General features: G+C 51.3%; 13 protein-coding genes. All 13 read right to left on the bottom strand.

What is annotated here, in order from left to right; translation table 11 throughout:
• Positions 1-16: 16 nt before the first annotated feature.
• Complete coding sequence (locus tag IPM39_19435; protein ID MBK8988208.1) at positions 17-1,723, bottom strand: caspase family protein; 1,707 nt, start codon at positions 1,721-1,723, stop codon at positions 17-19.
• A gap of 370 nt (positions 1,724-2,093) precedes the next feature.
• Positions 2,094-4,565, bottom strand: a complete 2,472-nt coding sequence (locus tag IPM39_19430; protein ID MBK8988207.1) for a hypothetical protein — start codon at positions 4,563-4,565, stop codon at positions 2,094-2,096.
• A 32-nt stretch (positions 4,566-4,597) separates the two neighbouring features.
• Positions 4,598-6,226: a protein kinase gene (locus IPM39_19425; protein ID MBK8988206.1), complete on the bottom strand. Its 1,629-nt coding sequence runs from the start codon at positions 6,224-6,226 to the stop codon at positions 4,598-4,600.
• Positions 6,160-6,774 (bottom strand): hypothetical protein, encoded by a 615-nt coding sequence (locus tag IPM39_19420; protein ID MBK8988205.1) that lies wholly within the window; start codon positions 6,772-6,774, stop codon positions 6,160-6,162. The genes IPM39_19425 and IPM39_19420 overlap by 67 nt, the downstream gene beginning before the upstream one ends.
• Positions 6,740-8,425, bottom strand: coding sequence for an ATP-binding protein (locus IPM39_19415; protein MBK8988204.1), 1,686 nt, complete (start codon positions 8,423-8,425; stop codon positions 6,740-6,742). The genes IPM39_19420 and IPM39_19415 overlap by 35 nt, the downstream gene beginning before the upstream one ends.
• 10 nt (positions 8,426-8,435) lie before the next feature.
• Positions 8,436-9,158, bottom strand: coding sequence for a hypothetical protein (locus IPM39_19410; protein ID MBK8988203.1), 723 nt, complete (start codon positions 9,156-9,158; stop codon positions 8,436-8,438).
• A 112-nt stretch (positions 9,159-9,270) separates the two neighbouring features.
• Complete coding sequence (locus IPM39_19405; GenBank protein MBK8988202.1) at positions 9,271-10,455, bottom strand: hypothetical protein; 1,185 nt, start codon at positions 10,453-10,455, stop codon at positions 9,271-9,273.
• Positions 10,445-11,320 (bottom strand): hypothetical protein, encoded by an 876-nt coding sequence (locus IPM39_19400; GenBank protein ID MBK8988201.1) that lies wholly within the window; start codon positions 11,318-11,320, stop codon positions 10,445-10,447. The genes IPM39_19405 and IPM39_19400 overlap by 11 nt, the downstream gene beginning before the upstream one ends.
• 13 nt (positions 11,321-11,333) lie before the next feature.
• Complete coding sequence (locus IPM39_19395) at positions 11,334-16,280, bottom strand: hypothetical protein (GenBank protein MBK8988200.1); 4,947 nt, start codon at positions 16,278-16,280, stop codon at positions 11,334-11,336.
• Positions 16,281-16,295: 15 nt separating this feature from the next.
• Positions 16,296-17,453 (bottom strand): hypothetical protein, encoded by a 1,158-nt coding sequence (locus IPM39_19390; GenBank protein ID MBK8988199.1) that lies wholly within the window; start codon positions 17,451-17,453, stop codon positions 16,296-16,298.
• Entirely contained in the window at positions 17,450-18,508 is a 1,059-nt protein-coding gene (locus tag IPM39_19385; protein MBK8988198.1) for a hypothetical protein, read from the bottom strand. The genes IPM39_19390 and IPM39_19385 overlap by 4 nt, the downstream gene beginning before the upstream one ends.
• Positions 18,509-18,650: 142 nt before the next feature.
• Positions 18,651-19,700: a hypothetical protein gene (locus tag IPM39_19380; GenBank protein ID MBK8988197.1), complete on the bottom strand. Its 1,050-nt coding sequence runs from the start codon at positions 19,698-19,700 to the stop codon at positions 18,651-18,653.
• Between the two features lie 6 nt (positions 19,701-19,706).
• The gene (locus IPM39_19375) at positions 19,707-21,596 is read right to left on the bottom strand and encodes a DUF3696 domain-containing protein (protein MBK8988196.1); all 1,890 of its coding nucleotides are present in this window, start codon (positions 21,594-21,596) and stop codon (positions 19,707-19,709) included.
• Positions 21,597-21,598: the final 2 nt, after the last annotated feature.

The following is a 21,598-nucleotide window of genomic DNA, read 5'->3' as shown; positions in this document are numbered from 1 at the left end:
TGAAACCACTCGTAGATCAGGTGTTTTTTAAAAATCGGTCCTTAAATTCTTGCCACAAAGCATCTAACTCAACCCCGCCGCTTAGGCTAATTTTATAATTTAGCAATAGCGGGATGACCGGCAGCGTCAATTCAAATTGTTCTTCCATACTGAGGCTACTGGTGACTTGTCGGTAAACTTTTTCCATTAATTCCTTCAATTCGTCATCAGTAATTTGATTTTGTTGTAATACCCGCCGCACAGACTCAACTGTGCGCTCCATTTCCGCTTGTTCAAGCCGTTGGTAATGTAATTCCGACAGAATCCGTTCTAATGTTTCTGTATCATCAGCTGGCAGGCGTGCATAAATGGCTCGCAGACCTGCTTTTAGCTCATCTGTTTGACCATCTATATGTGCCTCAAGCTTTGTAAAGCGCTTATCTAGCCAGTCAACAAGCCACCGAATTTGATCGTCAGGGGTAGGCCAGACTGATGATGGTATGTATTGACCAAGTTGTCGTTCTGTTTGGACAGCCTGCTGTATTTTGATCTGTAAAATCGGGTCGGTAGAGGACTTTTTATAGGGTTCAGGTGAAATTTCTTGTAATCTTTGCCAGTAGGTCATTTGATATTGATGCAGTTTTGCCTGGTTGCCTATCAAAGTCTCTCCACTTAACCCTGAAGAGGGTGGCTCGATTTCAGGTGATTCACCTAAAGGTAATGGCTGGTTTTTTCCCGCTGCATACCAGGCGATGGCATAGTTATCGGCCTGGGAAATATCTAATACTGGATATTGTTCTAACTTAAGCGCCCCCGCCCGTTCAGGAACCACTCGACTAAGATACATGGCAATTTCAGCCACATAAACATAGCCGTCTCTTCGTGACGTTCCCCAACCTGCCAATGCTTCACGTAAGGCGCGGCTAAAAATCGTACTGTCCGTGCGAGCGTAAGATTTTTGCCACGGCATACTAGAGGATATAACGACGGTTCCTGTACCTTCAGATAGTTTCTTAATCAAATCATCTGGAACTGGCGTTGACGCGACGTCCATAGGCAGCACATCTATCAATCCGCCAGCGTGGCAGGCATCCAAGATAATCAGTTTTTTCTGTGCCTTTATCTCTTTGATTGCTTCGGTAAGCTCGCTGCCCAGAACAGCGGTTTCTGAAATGTTGCTGATATCGTAACCGTGCGGCACAAGATGATATTGTGGGTTTTCACGACCATGCCCACTGTAGTAGATTAAAGCAGTTGCTTGACTGTTCGCAGCTACCTGTTTTTGTAGCCATGCCAGGCTATCGCGGATGGCCGGAGCTGTTGCTTCTCCTTCCAATAAACATCGAACTTGTTCGGGCGGATAGGCACAGCGACTTGGGTCTGTCAAAAGATCTCGTAACCGTGCAGCATCTTTAGGTGGTGCGGATAGATTGCCGCCCACGCCGATGATTAACGCAAAGCCGTCGTTGAAAGATGTTGTGGGTGTTTCATCTCCTAGTGGAAATGCAGTTTGTACCGCAAGAGCAAGTTGCTGCCTTAATTTCTGCCTATCTCGATCGGCCATTTTTGACATGAGGTAATCCCATGACACTTCAGCCTCTGCCACAGCCAGGCGGTTTAATAAGTTCTCTTCGCGCTCCAGAACTGGCTCGCCTACCTTTATAAGGTAATCAAACAGAACAAAGATAGTGAGGCGCAGCGACAAACCACTCTGAAGAACATTATCTGTAAGAACAGGATACAAGCTACTCGCGAATTGAAGCGGCCCTTCTGCAATGTTCCTCACTCTTCGCACTAGACTTCCAAGACCACAGTTTTTTAGTGTGTCGAGACGGTCACGTGGAGTAAAAAATTCTCATTGCACGATGCCAACAGGTCTATATAGTAAGGAGCATTTGCCTTTATGTCCATTGCATCACCTCTTTCGTAGAAACTATGTTCTGCTTCTGGCATCAGTATACAAGTCAGTCAACCCTTTTTGCATGACTGCTATTGGTCAGATTTTTGTCAGGTAATGACACATCCTGGCAAACTGGCAAATACATTTCGTCGTACTACCTCATTCTTTGATTTTTATTAACATAACATTTCAGTAAACCAGCCTTTGTTGACCGTTAGTTTTTCTTTGTCAACCATTTATCGGCCAGAGAACTGACAGTAGCTCCGCTGACATCACTGGTCACACCCCACAGAAATAGAACCAGATAATCTGTCATCGGGTTTGCGCCAAACGTAATCCCTTGGGCTACATAGAGCGTTTGGAAACCTGTCAGAACTAACAGGGTGACTGTTATAATCCAGACAAGCGGCCGTCCTAAACGTAAACCCAACTCAGGGCGAAAGTTTGTCACCAAACCCAACAACCTCAATTTGATACGAGCTACAAAACGACGCCATCTCGTCTCTTCCTTTAATTCAGATGGTTGCTCAAGGAGAATCTGTTCGTCAACAAATACAGGGGTTGGCGCGGTTCTCATAAGAGCAAGCCGTTCTGCTACACCATCTAACGACAACCTGATAGAGGCTCTGTCATTCTCTTCTAAGACGTCGAAATCACCCATCGGCTGAATGTCATTTTGAGGTTCCAATTCCTCGACCAACTTCTCGCGTATGTCAAACAGACGCTGGAGCGCTTGCTCAAATTGGAATTGTGTTACTTCACGGTGAGCTATATTCAATTCTCTTTCGAGTTTTAGGAGTTCGCGCGGCTTTCCAGAGAAAACTTCTTTGGCTTCTTTTTCGATCCGTACGATATCCGGGAAGATATTTAGGGCTTTGGCCAGATTGTTATGAATGTTGTTGGCTGTGTTCTCTTCACCATTCAACAGCGCCAATCGAGCCGTTCCCAGGTGTTGCATGAAGAAGTCAATCTCTTTTTTTGCGAAATTTGCCGCAGTAATTTCCTCTTCTAGCTGTCTTAGCCGTCTAAGCGGCGCTGCTACTTTGATTAATCTTGATAAATCTGTTTTTACATTCAGGGTCTCGTCATCATGTATACGCTGGCGAATATCCTTTGCATATCTTTCAAGGATCTGAACATCTTCATCAGAAAGATTGTCTTCCTGAAAGGTCTTCTCCAACAGCGGATAGTTTGCTATGTAAAGCCTTAGTTTATCCGGTTTCTTTTCCCAATTCTTCAACCGTTCCGCCAGCATGTCGCTCTTGCCAGTGTAAATGGCGTCGCGAATCATCTTCCCATCTTCTCTTATCCGTTCTAAGTCAGGGTAATACTCTTCTGGAATGTTTGCTTTAACCTTGCGGACTTGATTTTCGAGCCTGTAATATTCGCCAAGCAACCTGACTTGGTCGCTGTTTGCCACATTAACGATACGGCCAAAGATTATCCCTAATAATATAAGAAACAGCGCTAAAGCCGGGCCATTCCGAACGCTTAAATCAACCTGAACCATTTGCTTAATCTGCGACCGTTGTGATCCGCTCACATCGGTGAGCAGCATGGTTATTGCGCCTTTGTACGCTCCCGGCAAGACATCCATCTGAGGCGTTTGTAGTCGCACCACGGCTGTTTCTCCGGCCGGTACTGTCATTGTGGGCGTGGTGACGTTCAATATATCAGGCACTCCGGTGGCGTTAACGGAGCCATAGCGCATAATAGCTGTTTGCACAGATGTTAAGCGAACCGCATCTAATCCGTCATTTTGTATTTGTAAGGTTAAACCATCCTGGCGATAATCTGCTGGCATGAGCCAGCGAGCAAAGAATTCGTTGGGGCCTCCTTTGGGTCGTATTAAGTGTGCAATGACAGTTCCTCCTTGGGGAAGCGTCACTGATGGCGCTCCAAAGACAGTTACGGTTAAGTCTAACTTGAGGGCTTCATCAACAAGCTGATTTTTCTGAACGAAATATATCTGCCCTGTGTAGGTTCCAGGTAAAATATTCTCTCCCGTTATAGATATTGTCACCAGACGTCTGTCGCCTCGACGCAAGTCAACGCTCGCTTCTTTTAAGGAAACCTGAGTTGGCTGAATTACCTCCTGATTACTTGTATTGCGCAATTGTCCGGCAACCAACTTGATCTCTTTCGCGTCACCAAAGGGTGAGGCTAACCATATGGCATGCTGTAAATTGCTGACACTGCCACTAATCATGATTTGTGCTGTTGACGGTGTTATTTCCAAACCTGCATAGGCTATATTTAGTGTTACTACCCGGCTGAGCATTTCCCCTTCATCGGATTGCACCCGCAACTCACCCCGGTAAGTTCCTGTCTTATCTGGCACTACCGGAATAGATAAAAGGACAGTTCGGGTTGTATGAGGGGCTATATTGAAGTTATTGGGAGTAAAAGTAGCCACCGTACCGCTTATAGCTTCATTAGATTGATCGCGGTTTATGAGGACATCAAGGGTGAAAGTGATATTGGTAACGGCCGTTTCACCAGAAATAATTGTCACCGGCGCAACTACTGAGCTGCCAGGTGTGCCTTGAAGTAGTAACTCACCTTCTTCTTGGAAGACTACAAGCCTTTCTTGAGCCTGAGTAGAATTGGTGATCACGCTTGTCAAGAGAAAAAGAGAGGCCAAAAGAAAAAAACGTAGGGAATTATTGATGATCTGATGACGCATTGGATGGAACTCCTATTTCTACGCAATAATCTCTAGCAAAATGGTTGCAATCTTTTCGTGTACTGTCCAGACCAATCATGCTGCTTGATTCTTGCAAAATAGCTTTGGGCTCGCGTATGATCGCCTGTTACCCAATGATATTGGCCCAACTCATACAAACTTAAAAGGTCGGCCGCATCCAGCGTAAGGGCTTGATTGTAATAAGATAAAGCCTGACGCATATGCCCTTCCAAACGATAGGCCCAGCCCAGTTTGCTGAAGACAACGGCCATTCCCGGCCTCTCCTCTCTCACCTCTTCCAACAACCTGATTGCCTGCCGATAATCGGCATCCAGGCCATGTGCCACAGCGAGTTGGAACTTGATATAGACGGGGCGGTTTGTTATTTTCAACAGCCGCTCATATGTGGTTATGGCATGACCATAGCGACTGGTTCTGATATACAAGCGGCCCAGACGTTCTAATAGATCAGCAAGTTGTCCTTCAGTTACCGGATAATCCTGATCATAGACAGTTAAGACCTGCTCATAAGTCGCCAACGCTTTGCTGACATAACCCATACGAAGATAAATGCCGCCTAATAGACGAAGGTAGTTGGGATGTTGGCCGCTGCGGGAAACGGCCGTTTCCGCTGCCTGTAACGCTTGCTGTAGATCATCCTCTGCCAGGAAAGACTTGGCTTGTTCCAGGTAATACAGAGGTGATGACGAATCTGGGCGATAAGGGAGCCGGGTGGGGCGTATCCGCTCTGGCAAGGCCGCGATTTCGCCCTGCTCCACCTGCGTCAATAAAGCGGTTATGTCGGCCAACATAGCGCTGCAGTCTGGGTAACGGTCTTGAGGCGAACGAGCGATGGCCCGCATGATGATAGCTTCAAGCGGACGTGGAACCTGGTCGTTTACTTCACCAGGTCTCCTGATCTCCTGACCAGAAACAAGCTGGAATGGGGAGTGATAAGGCAGCTCACCTGTCACCATCTCATACAACATAATGCCCACTGAGTAAATATCGCTGACCAGACTGCGCTTTTCTTCAAAGGCTACTTCTGGCGCCCAATATGCCTCGGTTCCCTGCCGTTTTGTCCATACCCAGACATCTTCAAGGCGGCGGCTGGTGCCGAAATCCACTAACTTAGCGTTCCCTTCCACGTTGATCAATACATTCAGAGGTTTGATATCACCATGAATGACGTTGGCGGCATGGATAGCTTCTAGCCCCAATAAAATCTGCTGTGCCCACTGCAAGATACGCTGGTAAGAGAGCGGTTTATCCCGGTTAACACCTTCGAGCATATCGGCCAGGTTATGGCCGGGTACATATTCCATCTCAATCACAAACAGGGAGCCGATGGTATGATACCCATACACCTGTACGATGTGCGGATGATCAAAAGCCCGCATAATCTCTGGTTCGCGCTTTAGCGCCTCTTCCCCTAACTCCTGGTCACGTGGTATTTTCAAGGCCACTTCTCGATTATCAGACAGGCGGCGTGCTTTCCAGACGTAACCAAACGACCCTTGACCAAGAGGCTCCAGCAATTCAAACTGTGTCCCCAACATCTCGTGGGGGTGGGCGAACAGAGAAAGTAAAGGCATTATGGTGACTGTACCAGCAAAATGTCGCTGACGACCAATCCCCCGGCGACAGAACGCCAGGTGCATTTAAAGATATACAGAGGGCAGGAAACGGCCGTTACCCGCACCCCACTTCGTACAAAGTCGGTGCGATACCCAAAAGTAGTCTCCCGTATCATTTTTGAGGACACGCCGCTGCGTGCCCAATAAATCAGAACGGCAGCCGTCAGCCGTTGTTGGCTTTGCCAATAAGCAATGACCAGGTTTTCTACCTTTTCGCGCAGTTTGGCTTCGCGCTGCGTTTCAAAACGTTCGAATTCAAACGCCGCGACCGGCAGATTTCTTCCCTTATCGAACCAGACCATATCGGGCCGGACATCCCCTAATTGTGCCCAAGTTTTATCTCCTAACGATATTAGCGGACACTCCACCACACCGCTATAGCCTAATGGTTGGGATAGAGCGGCTAGATAGGAAAGAAAATGGGAATGAATGGTCACATCACTGTCAGAAATTCCGGAAGTTGTCAGCATCGGGAACTGCTGCTGCATAATTGCGCGTGTGCGCCACTCTTCCTGCAATGCATCCATCAGACTCATATTACTTTTCCAGGCGACCCCATTTGGCGACCACATTTGGCGACACGCCACCATGCGCCAGCGCCTTGCTGCCAACCTTCACAATTAACGGCGCGACAATAGCCCGCCCGGTTACTAACGCTTCACCAGTAGACAGAGAAGGTAGTTCGGCCAAATCGGCGGCCGAAAAATAATCGGATGTGCGTTGGATAAAACGCTGGTCATCTGGGTTTTTGATTCGCATGGCCACAATCGTATTGCATTGGCTGGTTACGTCAGCGTCCAGTTTGCTGGGACGCTGGCTGACAATAGCGAACCCGACGCCGAATTTTCGCCCTTCGGCGGCAATTCGTTTGATAATGTTTTTAGAAATAGACACTTCGCCGGCCGGGGCGAAGTTATGCCCCTCTTCGTATACCACAAAAACGGGGCGAATAGGATGTGATTTGTGGGAGGCTGCCCGCAAAATCTCGCTGGAGAGCAGCGCTACCACAATCTGCCGGGCGCTGTCTGACAAACCCTGTAAATCAACAATGATTAAACGGCCGTGCCGGTCATCCGGGTCACCAACCATTTCGTGAACGTCGGTGGGTTGTCCAACGGCCGTTGTGTAAAAACTACGCGCCTCATTGATGACCCGGCGCAGACGAATCGCGGCCACAGCCGCGCTCACGCCGCGTAAAGCCCGCGACTCTGCTTCCGATAACTCGCCCCATTCCCGCAAAACATCCAGATCATCGGTCAATAGTCGCAAGAGATGTTGAATGTCGCGCGGTTCATCCGTCGTCTCTTTCCAGTAACGGATCGCCACGTCTAAGACGCGCTGCTGCGGTTCGGTCAGACCGGGCAGGATGCCGGTCAAATCATCCATTTCAAATTGATCAAACTGAAGCGCTAATTGCCGATTGGTGCCCGCATATTTGATGTTAAATGACGCCTCTTGGGGAGTGTAGGGTATGATACCGGCCCCTTGTCCCTGCAAAAGGCGCAACTGCGCCTGTATTTCCAGCAGTTTAGCCCGGTCTTGCTCATCTTCTATCTGATCAACCGCCGAGTTGAAGTTTAGCTGTCCGCCTAACAAAGCACGGCCGTATTCGCCATGCGGATCAAATACTACGACGGAGCCGTTCAACTGTGCTACTAACCGTTCAATAATTCGCCCGACAGTGTAGGACTTGCCGGAACCGGTCATCGCCAGAACTGCCAGGTGTTCTGTCGCCAGGGTGTTGGCGTCTAGATAAATGGGAACGATTGTGTCGCCTTTCTCATAGCCGACCAGGTTCCCCAGGTGGATGCTGGTGTCTTCAGAAAAATTATAAAACTGCGTCAGAAATGCGTAATCCACTCCGTACACTTTGGCCCCTGGGTCGAGTGGGCGGCGTGGTATACGAATCTCGCCTGTAGTTGGTTCTCTATAACCCACTAACTCAATACGGCCATAGACAGTTTCGCCCGAAACCCGTGTTGTGGGCAGCAACTCCACCTCGCTGATACCCTCACCCATCGCTTCGGTAAACATGATGTTACTGCGCGAAATCTCCACAATGCGGCCCAACACGTCGGTTGTCGCTTCACTCCGTCTTTCTTGATGACGCACGCGCACAAATTCGCCACGGCGGGCGCTGTAACTGTCCCGCAGAGCCACCACCAACTTATCTGGTCGGCCAGTGTTGCCGATTAACTTACCCAAGTAATTGTCTACGTCCATTTCGCTTTCGTTATCCTTTGAGCACTTGCTCAATTAGAGCATGAATTTCCGTGGTTAATTCGTGTAAGCGTTTGCGCCAGTAGCCGACCTCGGCCCAATAGCGGGCTAATGGTATCAGTATGCCTGGGAAATAGACGTTGGTTTGGGCTAATAGCAACGCTTCCATGCCACTTGCAAGCCGGGCGATGGTTTTATCAGGCAGGGCTGGAAGTTGCAGTTCATTCAGTTTGCTAACTGCTATTGAGCGCACTGTAGTTCCAGAGGCCAGCGCCCATAGTTGTTCGCCTAAAATTTGGTGGCGCAGTAATGCCAGCAGCGTTAAACCCTGCTCACGTGAATGGGGCTGCAACAGGGCAAAGGCATCTGACGCCACAAAGGGGTGTGGGGTTTCTTGTACCCACACAGATTTGTGCAGCGCCGAATAGACGCGAGGCAGTAGCAAGTCACCCGGCCGGGAAAGGTACGTGGCGCGTTGGGGCAGTTTACGCGGTGAAATTACACTCAGCCCCGGTCCAATCACCCAACAATCTTCATGGGGTACATCACGAATCTGGCCATAGACGCAATGCTCGAACAGAATGAAGTCGCGTTCGGTGGGCAGACGACGCCCCGGTGGATTCACTTCGGCCCAGGCGGAAAGGGGCAGAAAAGGGCACGCGAGACGTTGCAGTAAACGATCTCGGCGACGGGTGATCACGTAAAAGGATGCGTCTAATCGGCTGGTCATTTCCATTGGCGTTGTCCAATATGTTTGCGCCCCATCCGCCAATTGGGCTGGCAGCCAGCCCAAAGTGCGAAGCGGGGACAAAGGAAATAACGGCCGTTGTTCAACATCTGCCACAATGTCACTCCAGTGAATTGTCCCATGTCGGCGCACCCCCTGTTTCATCGGCGAACTGGTCCACCCCTTCCAGCCACGCCTGTTCCACACTTTGGTCGCGCAGCATTTGCGTCATCGAAGCGCGATAGCCGCGCAGTAATTTTTCTGGCACGCTAGCCAGGCGCATAGCATGCCAGAGCGGTAAAGGGAGTGCCTGAGGATTGTCATAAAGCGTCAGGTAGGCTAACATGGCGGCAATGCGGTCGAGCGCTTCTGATTGCCAATGGTCGGCTGGGCCTAAGACTTCCACCTGCCAGATAGGTGTGCGGTGTCCAACTTGCATGTGCCACCCTAGCAACCCTTGTTCGCCAATCATCTTAGGCGCGGCGCGCAGGGCATCTCGCCCCATAGCGGTATACAGATAAGCGGCAGTGCGTGTTCCCGGACGCAATAGTCCGCGCAAAATGCGATCAACGCCTACCCGGCGTAAATCATCCCATTGTTTCGTGACAAGTTCGCTAAGTTCTGGCGTTATTGGGTCCACCGAACCCCGTAATCCTTCTTTTTGGATAGCGGTTAAAATCGCGCCAAAGTGCCGCTGGCCGATATAAGCCACCGTTGGCCCTTTTGGATTGACGGGATAGCAGTGTGCCGCGTACCGCCCCCAAAAACGGGTGAGCAGCGCTAGAAGGTCTTCCCACTCCTCCCGCACTTCTTCGTCAACCAGGGCGCCTGCCTGCAACCCACGCATGACCAACAACGGCCGATCCATCAAGATAAGGTCGGGTAAAGTCGCTTCGTTAAACAAATCTTCCAAGATTTGGTAAGCCAGATGATATTGCTTCCATATCAGCCGGTTGGCAACCTGGACAAAGGTCATGTCGGCCACATCCACCTGGCTGTCCTGGAAGCCAACTTTGGCTTTGCCAGACTGCACGGTAACATCCTGGCGCAAGGCCACCGCGCCATAAAGAACGCCGCCAAAGGCAGGAATCGAATTGCTGGCGGTGGCAACACCAACCGTCCACAATTGCTCGAACAGCGTAGAGGGAATCGCACGGACAGCGCCTCCACCACGAAAGTGCGGCGCTACTTCGTCAATGTAGCGCATTTTGCGCCCTACCCGGCCGGCCGTGCCTGGCAGGCGAAGCTGCATGGCCGCGGCGATGGATTGCGCCAGGCGAACATCGGATTGACAGTCATCTTTCATAGCTGGCCTCAATGCGCCGGGCTTCACGGACCCAGGCTTGTAAACCCCATTGGTTGATTAGCTGCGTCACTTGCTCTGATAACGGCCGTCCTGCCTCATCCAAAACATGTCGCTGTTGAAAATGGCGTAAAATCGCATCCGTTTGCTCAGGGCTGACTTGCACAAACAACCGCGTCCTCAACCAGTCTGGCAAAGTTTGCGCCGGCAAGTCTGGTCGGACATGGAAAGCAATCACAAAGGCGCGTAGCAAATCTGCTTCAAGCGGGCTTTCCTGATCCGTGGTTATTGTGACGGCTGTCTCCTTTCGGGAATTGGCCAGACCCCATTCAAGCAGGGCAAACCACAGCGCCTCTCGATCCAGTGGATTAGAGCGCGCGCTGGGCAGCAGCAGTTGTACTGTGATTAGGATAATCGGCGTCGCTGCCCTGGTTGGCCGGTAGGCCCAGATGACTGCTTTTTCCTGGCTGGTGGCTAGAACACCAACTTCTAACGGAGTTTCTATGGCTTCAATGCAGTACAAATCCAGATCATGTTTGCCAACGGCCGTTTCCAACCCCGCATCCTTGACTGTCACCCGGTTTGCGGGTTGGGCAATAATCTGCACTGGCGCTGGCGCAGCAAGAAGCGCCGTTACATCTGCCACCGGAAATCCGGGCAAAACCAGCAGAGGGGCCGGGTTTTGGGTTGTTCGCTGCGCCAGCGCTTTGAAATCCGCCGCTGTGATCTTGTCGCCGACCAGGACAAGTGGTTGCGTCCAGCCTTCGCGCAAGAGGTCAGGCAGAGGCTTGAAGGCAGCGGCCGTTTTCGGCAGCCGGTTACCTGCAAACAAAAGTTGTTGTTCAGCCAGACAGATCACAGCTTTCATGGTCACGATGGCTCTACCGTAATTTCACCGTCCGTTCTACCAGTCGCATCTCTTCCAATTCGCGCAGCGCTGTTTCGTCCTCAGATTGCATAGCGTATTGATTAGCGTTTAGCGCAGTGAAAATCTCAACCCATTTGTCCCAGCTTGTCTGTTTGCCTGCTTCTTCAAAGTAATGGCGGCCAGTTGTGACCACCTGAACATTAAAGGCTTCGTAACGGCTGCGAGTTTCAGCATAAGTTGCCCCAAGCGCCGGTTTGGCTAATTGAGAACGACGCTTAACAGTCAGCAGTTTGCCTAACGCTTGCAGGCGGCGCGTATCTATGATCGTCGCCAATTCGGCTTCAACAGCCTGCCGTATCTGTTCGACTTGGGTCGGGAGTTCACGATATTTCGCGGCCGCTGTCACTTCTTCGACAAGCGCGTCAATCAGCTTTTCTTCTCCCTGGTTTAGATTAGCATTGACGATCTGCTGTAGATCGCCTTCAACCAATGCCTGCCACTGCTCCAGGTGGGCGCGGATGGCTTGCGCCCCTTGCCAGGCGGGTGAGGCTGCCCCATCCATGAACCGATCAAGCGCTTGCCAGGCTTCGGAGGCTTTCTGGTAAATATGGAGCAAATCAGCCCACTGGCCGCGGGCGGCCTGGAAACGCGCCCAGAAGGAATCGGGTTGACCGCGTTCAATCAAATACCCGATTTTCTCCAGGCGTCCCCAGGCGTGGGCAAATTGCCCCATAAACAAATAGGTGCTGAAACTTTGCGGATAGCCGGGAATAGCGACAGCGCCGCGTGAGCTGCGCCCGGCCATAGCCGGGGTAGCCGATAGCTCTTGTTGGATTGTTTTCAGCGGCATGGTTAGGGGAGCGATGGGAAACGGCCGTTCCCCTATCACTTTCAGTCCTTCCGCCTCCCGTAGCTGCTCTCGTACCGCATGGATCAACTGCTCCCGCTTTTGCTGGTATTGTTCGCGCAGCCAGTAAAGAAAATTGACCTGTTCCCACAATGGCAAAGAAAACAGGCGTTGCTCATACTCATTGACTTTGTTCAACGCCCCATTAAATTCCGCTCCTGACTGCTGGTAAACGCCTGATGGGCATATTTTGCTGAGCGCCGCCTCGACCTGCGCGATTTGTTGCGCGAGTGAACGAATGCTCTCCGGTGGTGTTTGGCCGCCCAACTTTAAGACACTGAAATCAGCGCCTTGAGCAATTGCTTCCGCCTGGGTCAAATCAGTCGGGGCAAATCGCTGGCTCTGCTTTTGAAGTCGCTCCACTGTCTCATGCGTGAATGTGTCCCCTAGAGCGCCTAGCAACCGCTGGCATTCGCCATGCAGCCAGACTGACGTGGCCTCCCGATAATCTTTTAACGTCTGCGCGTCTACAGCGCGATACGCATTTTTGTGCAGCGTGATCAGCCCCACGGCGCGCATGAGTTCCAGGATTTGTTCCAATTGCTTGGTCGCCTTCATCTTTTTTTCTGGCACAGCAAAGAAAAAGCGTCGCGCCAGGACATCCACCGTCGCCTGACTTTTTAATTCCAGAAGCAGCGCGCCAAAGGCGGGCGGGATTTGTGGCGCGTATGGTTCGTCGCGGCTGATGATGGGTAACAGCGCTTCTTGTCCAGGGCCAGGGTCGGCATTGTATTGGCACGCTTTACGGATGTCATCAAAGATGGCGCTGTCCATCTCTGAATTAACGTCTGGCGCCAGTTGATCAATGTTCCAATTTTCAACCAGCATCTTACGGTAACCACGAGCAAAACGATCGACGGCAATGCGTTGTGAATGCCACAACGGCCGTAACAGATACCCACTTGTTTCCAGTTCGTCTCGCCAGCTTTCAGTGTCTCGTTGCCAGTTCTGCACCATGCCGCCGCGAATCCCTTGCGTTTTGACGCTCAAGATGTCGTGGGGTTGAAAAATGGCGCCACGCCCGGCATATTTGACCAGGAAGTTTTCTTCGGCCCGTGTCAGAGCGCGGGGCAGGGTGCAGAGAGCGACGCGGGACAGGAGGCTGAGGCTGTGCCAGTCATCAGCGGTGAACCCCGAAGGCAGCAAAAGGACAATCGGATGCACCCCTTCGTGCCCGATGAGGTCGCCCAACTCTTGCGCGACTTTTTCTAGCTGCTGGCTGTAAACGATGGTGATACGGCCGTTTGGCGTCACCCGCAGCCCGTCAAAGCGTGGCGATTGGAAGGTGGATTGGAGAGCCACGGCCGTTCCTGACTGCACCTGACTCACTGTAGAGACGTCGGCTGTAATGCTTTCATCCATTAAGCGGGCAAAACCCTGGCAGATTGCCATGCGTCGTTTGCGATCAGACCGTTCAATCTCTTGCGCGTGCCGGTCAAGGGCGGCATCTTTTTGCCCATCTTGCAAGAAGGCTACCGTGCCCACATCTCGCTTGAGCAATACATCGAGCCGTTGTAGCATTTCAAACGATGGCCCTAGATGGTGGCGGTCCGCCACTTCATATTTGCGAAACACAGTATGCAAGGGTTCGGCCACCTGGGTCACGTCTACCGACGGCCGTTCATATAATACGCTCAACTGGGCGGTAAAAGCGGCTAAATCGGCACAAACGAGGAAATTGTCGTTGCTGGCTCCCACCGAAAAAGCGCGCAACGCCGCCAATAGGCTGCTGAGGCTGATCGCGCTGTTGTAGTAGATGTACCCATCGCCGCTGCGTGTCGGATCGATCTTGAAGCCAATTTCTGGTTTGACCAATTCGCTGGCCAGGGTGCGTGCATCCAGGTGGACTTCCATCAACTGCACAAAAGCCGCGCTGCGCATACCGGGCACTTTTATTTGCTGTAACGCTTCGGCCTGAGTTGTGGTGAGGCTGGCATCTAATGGGATGGGTAGCTGTCCAAACAACAACCGTTTGACGGTTGCATCTGCCTGTTCTTGCCGGCCGAGGAGATGGATAACACTCAAGTCAAAAATCCATTTTGCGCGGGATTCCGTCCGGCCGAACTCTTCTATTAACTCCCAGGCGGCCACAAGCTGTCCTTGTTCCCGGCGCAGCCGATAGCTTTCATGGATGGAACTCATCATCACGTTGAACCAGCCGAAGTTGCGGTTGCAGGCGATAAATGCCCCTTCCAGCGTACCTTGGGGATAGTCTACATACTGTCCCAGCGCTTCCGCTCGTTGACGCAGCGAATCCACGTAAGTATGCACGTCGCTGATACGATTTGGCTCCAGCTCGACCGAATCGGTGCGGCGGCGATTGGGGCCGATTTCGATTTTGTCGCGCATCCCGGCCGAGCAGAGGACGAGCAAATTAACGTAAGGATGAGCCTGACGGTAGTTTTCATGCTTAATGACGGTGGAGACCATATCCAGAAAATCTTCGCGTACCGCTTCATGGCTCTCGTCCCGCAGCCCTTTTTTCAAATCGGCCAGCGTTTCTACTTCATCTACCACGACCCATAGATGATGGATACCGGCAGGACTTAATACAGCCATAGCCGCATCAAGGCTGGCCGTGTCGTCGTCTTGTTGGGTTAGCGCTTGTTTGAGCGCCTCTAAATTGACGCCGCGCGCCCGCATGAGCGCCTGTAAATCTTGCAACAGAGCTGGCGGCACGTCGTAGCTTTTCTCTGTTTGCAGCGCCAGGTTTAGGGCGGTGACGGCGACCCGCGCCACCCAGTTGTCGGCGTAGAGATTGTCATCGCAGGCCATTTCGTAACGGATGAAGAGAGGGAGGACGCCTTCCGCCAGTTGAGGTTGCAACAAACGGCCGTCACCCCCATTAGGCGCGATGAACTCTTGCTTGTTTAGCACCCAACCTTCAACATGATTGAAAGTCTGGGCGAACAATTCGTAGCCAATGCGCGTCTTACCTAAGCCCCAATCGCCGATCAGAGCAAAAAAACCGGCGATGTCGTCAGCCTGACTGCCCAGGAAGGCTTGTTTGAATTTGAACAACTTATTGAACACATCATTTTGCCCGACCAGAGGAAACTCTACCGGATATAAGGCGACGCCTTTATTCGACCAAAGACGGGTTGTTTTCATGGCTTCTCGTTGCCTCCCTGGGGTGAGTGGGGGTAATGCAAATGCAGTCTCATAGCGGCGCGAACGGTCATGCCAGGATGCGCCGCGTGTGTAGGAAAGATACTCAATCTGTTGTTTGCTTTCGCTGTAGCTATTGTAAAAGCCAACCGATTCACCGCGCCGATCCCAGGACAGCAGAGGATCAAGCGGCAGCAAGGTTCCGCCATCTTGCGCCTCTTCCAATAAGAACAACTGTCCAGTTTGTAACCAGGACGCCGGGGCAAAGAGAATCTCAAACGGCCGTCGGGTGAGGCCGGTCAGCTTTAGTCCTTCAACGAGTACGTTATCCCCTTGTGGAGTCAACTGCTCAATATAGACCAGGCTTCCCCATAGATATGGTTTTAACGTCTCCAGCGCTATCAATAAACTTGCATCAAGCAGCGGGTTGATGTCCTCGAAAAAGGCGCGGCGAGGCGCGCCGTGCCCCCGCGTTTTGTTACGCATTTCGATCAGGCTGCCGAGCAACTCGTTGAGTGTAACGTGTCGTTTATCGTTTTGTGTATGGCCCAACAGCCGCGTGATTTCGTTGTCCAGGGCTAAAACTGACTCGTCGCGCAGCTTTTTTCGGAGCAATCCCTGTAAGAATTGGGCTGAACGGTCACCGGCCTGGATTAAAATTTTAAGCGACTGCGCCAGAAGTTGCGTCCAGTGACCAGCGCTTGGCTGTTGAAACTCGTTGCGGAGAAAGGTGGTCAGTTCGGGGGTGCTGAGTTCTAGCAGACGGACACGCCCCATCATTCGCGCCGCCAGACTCTTGAGAATGACTTCGTGCAGATAACCGAAACTAGCAAACCGTTCGGCTGGTTCACGGGCGACCAGGCAGTTTTGGTAAGCGGCAGCTAGCGGATTGAGCGCCTGCATAGTCAGCTCTTGTTCAAAAGGTTGTCGGTCAGATGCTTCCATAAAAATTCCTCTCCCCTATACTGCGGTCAGGATGCGCAACTTGACCAGGCGCAAATTATCGTCGTCGAAGAGACCGCGCCCCAGCCGGGGTTGGCCTAAATGTTGGTCTAAAATGTCCACGCGGCCGGTGAAGATGCCCTGACGAATGAAGGCGTCTAAACTGGCGGCCCGCTGCGCTGGAGGGATGTCTTGCAGTGCGCCCCATTTGTCAGCCAGCATGGCGGCGGCCACAAAGCCCTGCTCGTCGGTGAGTTGGGCGATGAGGTGGGCCAATTGTCCCCATTCGTCGTCGGGATCAGGCGCGGCGGCATAGTACAAGCCCAGCAACTCTTGCCCAACTTCGGGGTGAATGTGGCGGGCAAAAGCTTCGGGGTCTACTCGCCAGCCTGCCTCTGTTTCCTGCAAAATATGCAGATCGTGAAAAACGTACAGCGCAGTTTTTAGCGCAGAGTTGATGTAGTTGGTAGATGGTGGACGATTCATAGCCCCTTGCAGAACGTAATTGGGAGCGACATCGAATCCAGCCGCGCTGATTTGGGCTATCCACCAGGGACCAATTGCCAATGGAAGGCGCTCGTAAAGCAATTGGTTGAAAGCTGCTCCCTGTTCAGCAAACAGTGAGTAATTCTGGGGACCAACAATCTGAGCCAAAAATGTATTGCCGGTAAAATAACCTGCCTCAGCAAAGCGTAAGTGATAATTTTGCCCCAGCAAATGAAGTAGTACGCGCGTGCGCGGTTCATAACGGGCCAGCTGTTCGGCCAATAGTTGTCGCCAGCGCAGGCCATTGGGGTCTCGATCATAAGCAATGCCTATTGCCTGAGCAGACTGGGTAGGTTCCCATTTGTCATCAACCTGTTCCCAAAGATTAGCTCTATTGATGCGATGAACGCCATGCGGTGTTATGCGCTGGAAAAGATTAATCCCTTTCAAGAGCAATTTGTCATGACCAACCTGAACCATGCCAAACAGATTGTTGATCTGGCTTTCGCGTCGTTGGCGACCATCCCCTTTGGCGGCCAGGCCGAATAACTCTTCGGCAATTTGTTGGCGGGTGTAGGCGCGGCCCGGTTGCAGGCGGGCAAGCGCCTGGGGATAGGTCTGGAAGCGGGTGGCTTCACTCCAAAGGAAGAGCTTGTTGAGGCCGAGGCGATTGATGAGAACGGCCGTCATGCACCCCTCCTGAGCAACGCATTGACCTGCTCTTGTTCTGCCCGTGCCGCGCCGCGCAATAGCTGTTGGGCGCGGCGGCGTTCGTGGAGTGTGCGGGCGTAGGCGTCGGTCAGCGTCAAACGGCCGTCCGCCGTCGCGCTAATCACTTCAACTTTATGCCAGTGGGCCAGGACGCGCTGTAAATCGGCCGGGGCAACGGCCGTTCCCGGCCAATACCCCATCCCTTGCACCAATCCCGGCCACAAGGCCGCCAGACTGTTGCCCGGTTTGTCCGCCCAGTAAAGCCTGGCGGTTGACCAATCATCGGCAAAGCGGACGGCGCAGGTTTCGCCGCTGTAATCGCTGAAACGGGCGGCGATGAAGAGGCGCAGGATAGCCCGATAGTAAGGCTGTTGCGCCAACATATCCTGCCAGATGATCAGGGCGTGTTGCGCGGCATCGAACAACGGCCGTTCCGCCCCATCATAAAATGGCAAACTGCTATGAACCCGCTGCCGCGCTCGTGTCCAGGGGCATGGCGGTGGCAGGGCCAGGCTGCCGGAGCCGTTGGGCGTCAATTCAAAGGGAGGTAACAGGGCGATGGGTTGCTGCTGCTGTTCTGGCATAGGCGTGGGGGTAGTGAAGGCGGCGGCGTGGTGGAGAACGGCCGTAAACAACTGCTCCGGCGCGCCACTTACCCCCAACAACTGGCGATCCCATTCGGCGAAGCTTTCGTGGCCTTCGTGCCAGGCGGCAAAGTGGGCAGTGACTTCGGCGGGAGGCCGATCAATGAGGCGGTCACGGCCGTTTTCCCAACCATCCAGCAACTGATTCAGTTCGCCAGCCAGATGGGGCAGGTCACGGCTGACCCAGTGGGCAACGCGCTGCCGATACTCGTCACCAGGCACTTGCCCGGCGCCTACCAGTCCGTGGGCTAGAATGGCAAGCAGATAAAGACGATAAAAAGGTATGCCAAAGCAAATGCCTCGCAAGAAAATATCCGGTTTAGAGTCATTGGCGCATAGTTGCAAATAGCTAGGAGTAACAGTCAGGGTTTCGCCATCTATTGACATCATCCAATTGGCTTCGAGCAATGGGTTTGTCAAACCTATCTGTCGGCGTCCCAGTTCCAGGGTTGAAGCTTCGCCGTAGTGGCAAAGGTGTGTTAGGAAGGAGGATAAATCCGAGAGAGTTGGCAACATGGTGACTGTAACGTTTTTATGGTTGATCAAACTCAGCCGGTGGCGGGGCGATGTCGAAGTTCTCATAAGGAGCTACTTGCATCAGTAAAATCCGATTGGATACCTGACAGCGCCAGAAATGCAAGCGAAGGCTGATCGGATTACCAGTTATGTGCATGCGCCACGCTCCCCAATTCCGCTCAACAATTTGATTGTTTAGATGCAAAGTATGATTTTCACGGGTGTTAAAGGGAATCTTGCCGGCCAAAAGCAAAACGATTTTCCGGAAAATTTGATTCAGATCACCACCATTGTTATGCAAATGGTTCTCCAAAATACTTTCGTTAAAGGTATCTGCGACAAGGTAAGGGGAAAAATCTGTTTGCGCCAGAGTCGGGTCTTGAAGTGTCAAATAATACCGTTGCCACTCTATGGCACGTCTTGTGTCTTGCCAGATATCCGCTAACTTCTCGCATGCAATGACTTCCTCTGGTGAAGTGAATAAGGGAACGTTTGTGGATACCTTTTCGGTGTCTACTTCAGTTTCAACTCGGGAAGCAAACATTAAGGTCGCTTCAATAGCGGCGTGATGAGTGTTTTCAATCGGATGCGTGACTAAACCCATACTTTGAGCAGTGACATCTTTTGTGTAGGCTTTTGCATACGCTAACCTACCTAAAGCAGCGCGAAAAGTATCAGCTACAGATGTTGGCAAACGATTTAACAAATTCGGATCAACCAGAAAATCATTGTCCTCTACTAAAACATCATCTAAATTTATGTCAGAAAAAAAATCTTCAAAACGTAGACCTCCTCCAAGCGGGCCGTGGCAGACACCAAAAATAGTTTTAGGATCGGTTCCGGCTTCAAGAAGCAGTTGGGTCACCTGCCGTAAATTAGCAATGACTGGATAATTGCCTGTCTGGCTGAGGGCATACATGTAGTCTCGCGAAACTAGATAACGATCGGGACGTCCACGAAATTCGCGTTCCCACAAACTGAGGCATCGGGCATACTCTTTAAAGATTTCTTTTTTGCTATCCTTATTTGGTATAGCAAATACAACCGGATCCACAAGAAAATGCATACAGGTTTACTCCCCAAAAATGTTTTTTTGCGATGCAGGAAACTGTCTTCTCATCTGAGCTTCTAGGATTCTACTAGCTGTGTTTTCAGCTTCGTCAAAGAATCCTTCTGGCCATTCAAGCAGTGCGCCAAACGCATTGGATTTGACTTCACGGAAGCGAGAAACAGCGTTGTGTTTTTCCACAAAATAAATGCGTAGCTGTTGTAAGATATCGTTCACCTCTGATTCTACGATACGCAGTCGTAAACGGTTGATAAGATGTTCGCTGTGGGTTTCTACCAGACATTGTTTACCCATGAGACTGATACCCAGGAAGAAATCGGCCATCACCGATTGAACTTTGGGGTGCAAGTGTAGTTCTGGTTGTTCAAAAATGAGAGTACTATCTGCAGGGGCGAGTAATGCCAAAACCAAGGTCGGTAAGGTTTGACTAACACCCACGCCGACATTGGTTAAGTCCAGTTTTTTAGACAAGGATTTATCGCTTACGGTTAACTGATAGCCAACTTTGGCTGTTTCCTCTGTGTCTATGCCGTCTACCAGACCCATCCGCTGCAACCAGGTTGTGATCGCTTCAATAAGCGGAGCTTCTTTATATAAAAAGCGGCCAGTAAAGTCTGTTCCTGGGGGCGAAGGATAGATGACAGGTTCATTTCGATACTGATCCAGCATTGCCGCCGTATATTCTCCTTTTAAGCCTACACTTATACGTTCTGACAAAGGCGGAATGGCATAGATGACACGTGGGTCTTCACGCAGGGGGCCGAGGTAATAGATTTTTTGACCCATTACTTCGTTAATCTGATCAATTGCTTCCGCGTAAGCAGGGGGCAACAAGCGAGCTTCAAAATCAGCCTGTGTGCGGTCTTGCTGGGAAAATTCAGGTTGATCACGTAAATATTCAGCTAAAGCTGTTGTCAGTCGGCGACCAAAATCACCAATAGCATGTGTAGAAAATTTCCCACGACGCAGAAAGGTAAGTAGTTCGTCGCGAGCCAACAGTGGTTTGTTTCGATCCGTAAGGGCATTGTAAAAAGGGGTTAAATCGTTGGCGAGTCTATCATCCACACGTCGATAGTCAACGTTTGAGGCACGGACTCTACCACCCGAAAAGCGCAGACGGCGTATTACATCTGGTAATTGAGGCGATAATTGTGGCAAATTGGGTCCCAGGAGTGGTATCTTTTCTTTTAATTCGATCTCATCAAAAGTTTGGATCAGCCACTGCACATCCTTCACTAAGGTGTCTAAACGGCTATTAAGGCCAACAAGTAACCTCCAGGGGATAAGTGTAGACATGGCAATGCGTTCTACCCGTTCCAGAGAGCGGTCACGCACAAATTCACCAGAATCTGGTTCAACAATAGAAAAATCATAGATGCCAGCTTTGATTTGAGCTTTTAAGTCCGGGCGGACATGAGTCAAGCTGACCTTCATGTCAGCCTCTGGTAGGGCCTTGATGTGCAGAAAATGGGATCTGCTGCCTTTTTCTTTACGTGCGAAGCGGAGTTTACTGTATTCAATACGGGGATAAAGTTGATGTTCTTCTTTGGCTACTGAATGACGACGAGTACGGGAAACCAGTCGCGTTTCAATAGAAAAAGCCAGAGTACCTCGTTCTCCGGGTAAATATTCAATGCCAATTTCCATCGGTTCGCTCTCATTACCGGCATGAAGTAAGTCGGCGAACCTGCCTAACTGAGTAAGGCTGCCGTTGAGGGCAATGGGTTCGGTAGCTACACCAGCCATAAAGGATTGGGCGACCATGAGGATGGACTGGATGAGGGTGCCTTTACCGGCGCTGTTGATGCCGGAGAAGATGGTGAGGGGGGCCAGATCGAGGGTGACTGGCTCACGGATGGATTTGAAGTTGCTGATTGTCCAACGGGTTAGCATGG

Source organism: Candidatus Leptovillus gracilis (assembly GCA_016716065.1).
GTDB classification, from domain to species: Bacteria; Chloroflexota; Anaerolineae; order Promineifilales; family Promineifilaceae; genus Leptovillus; species Leptovillus gracilis.
This window is presented reverse-complemented; position numbering and strand designations above follow the sequence as displayed.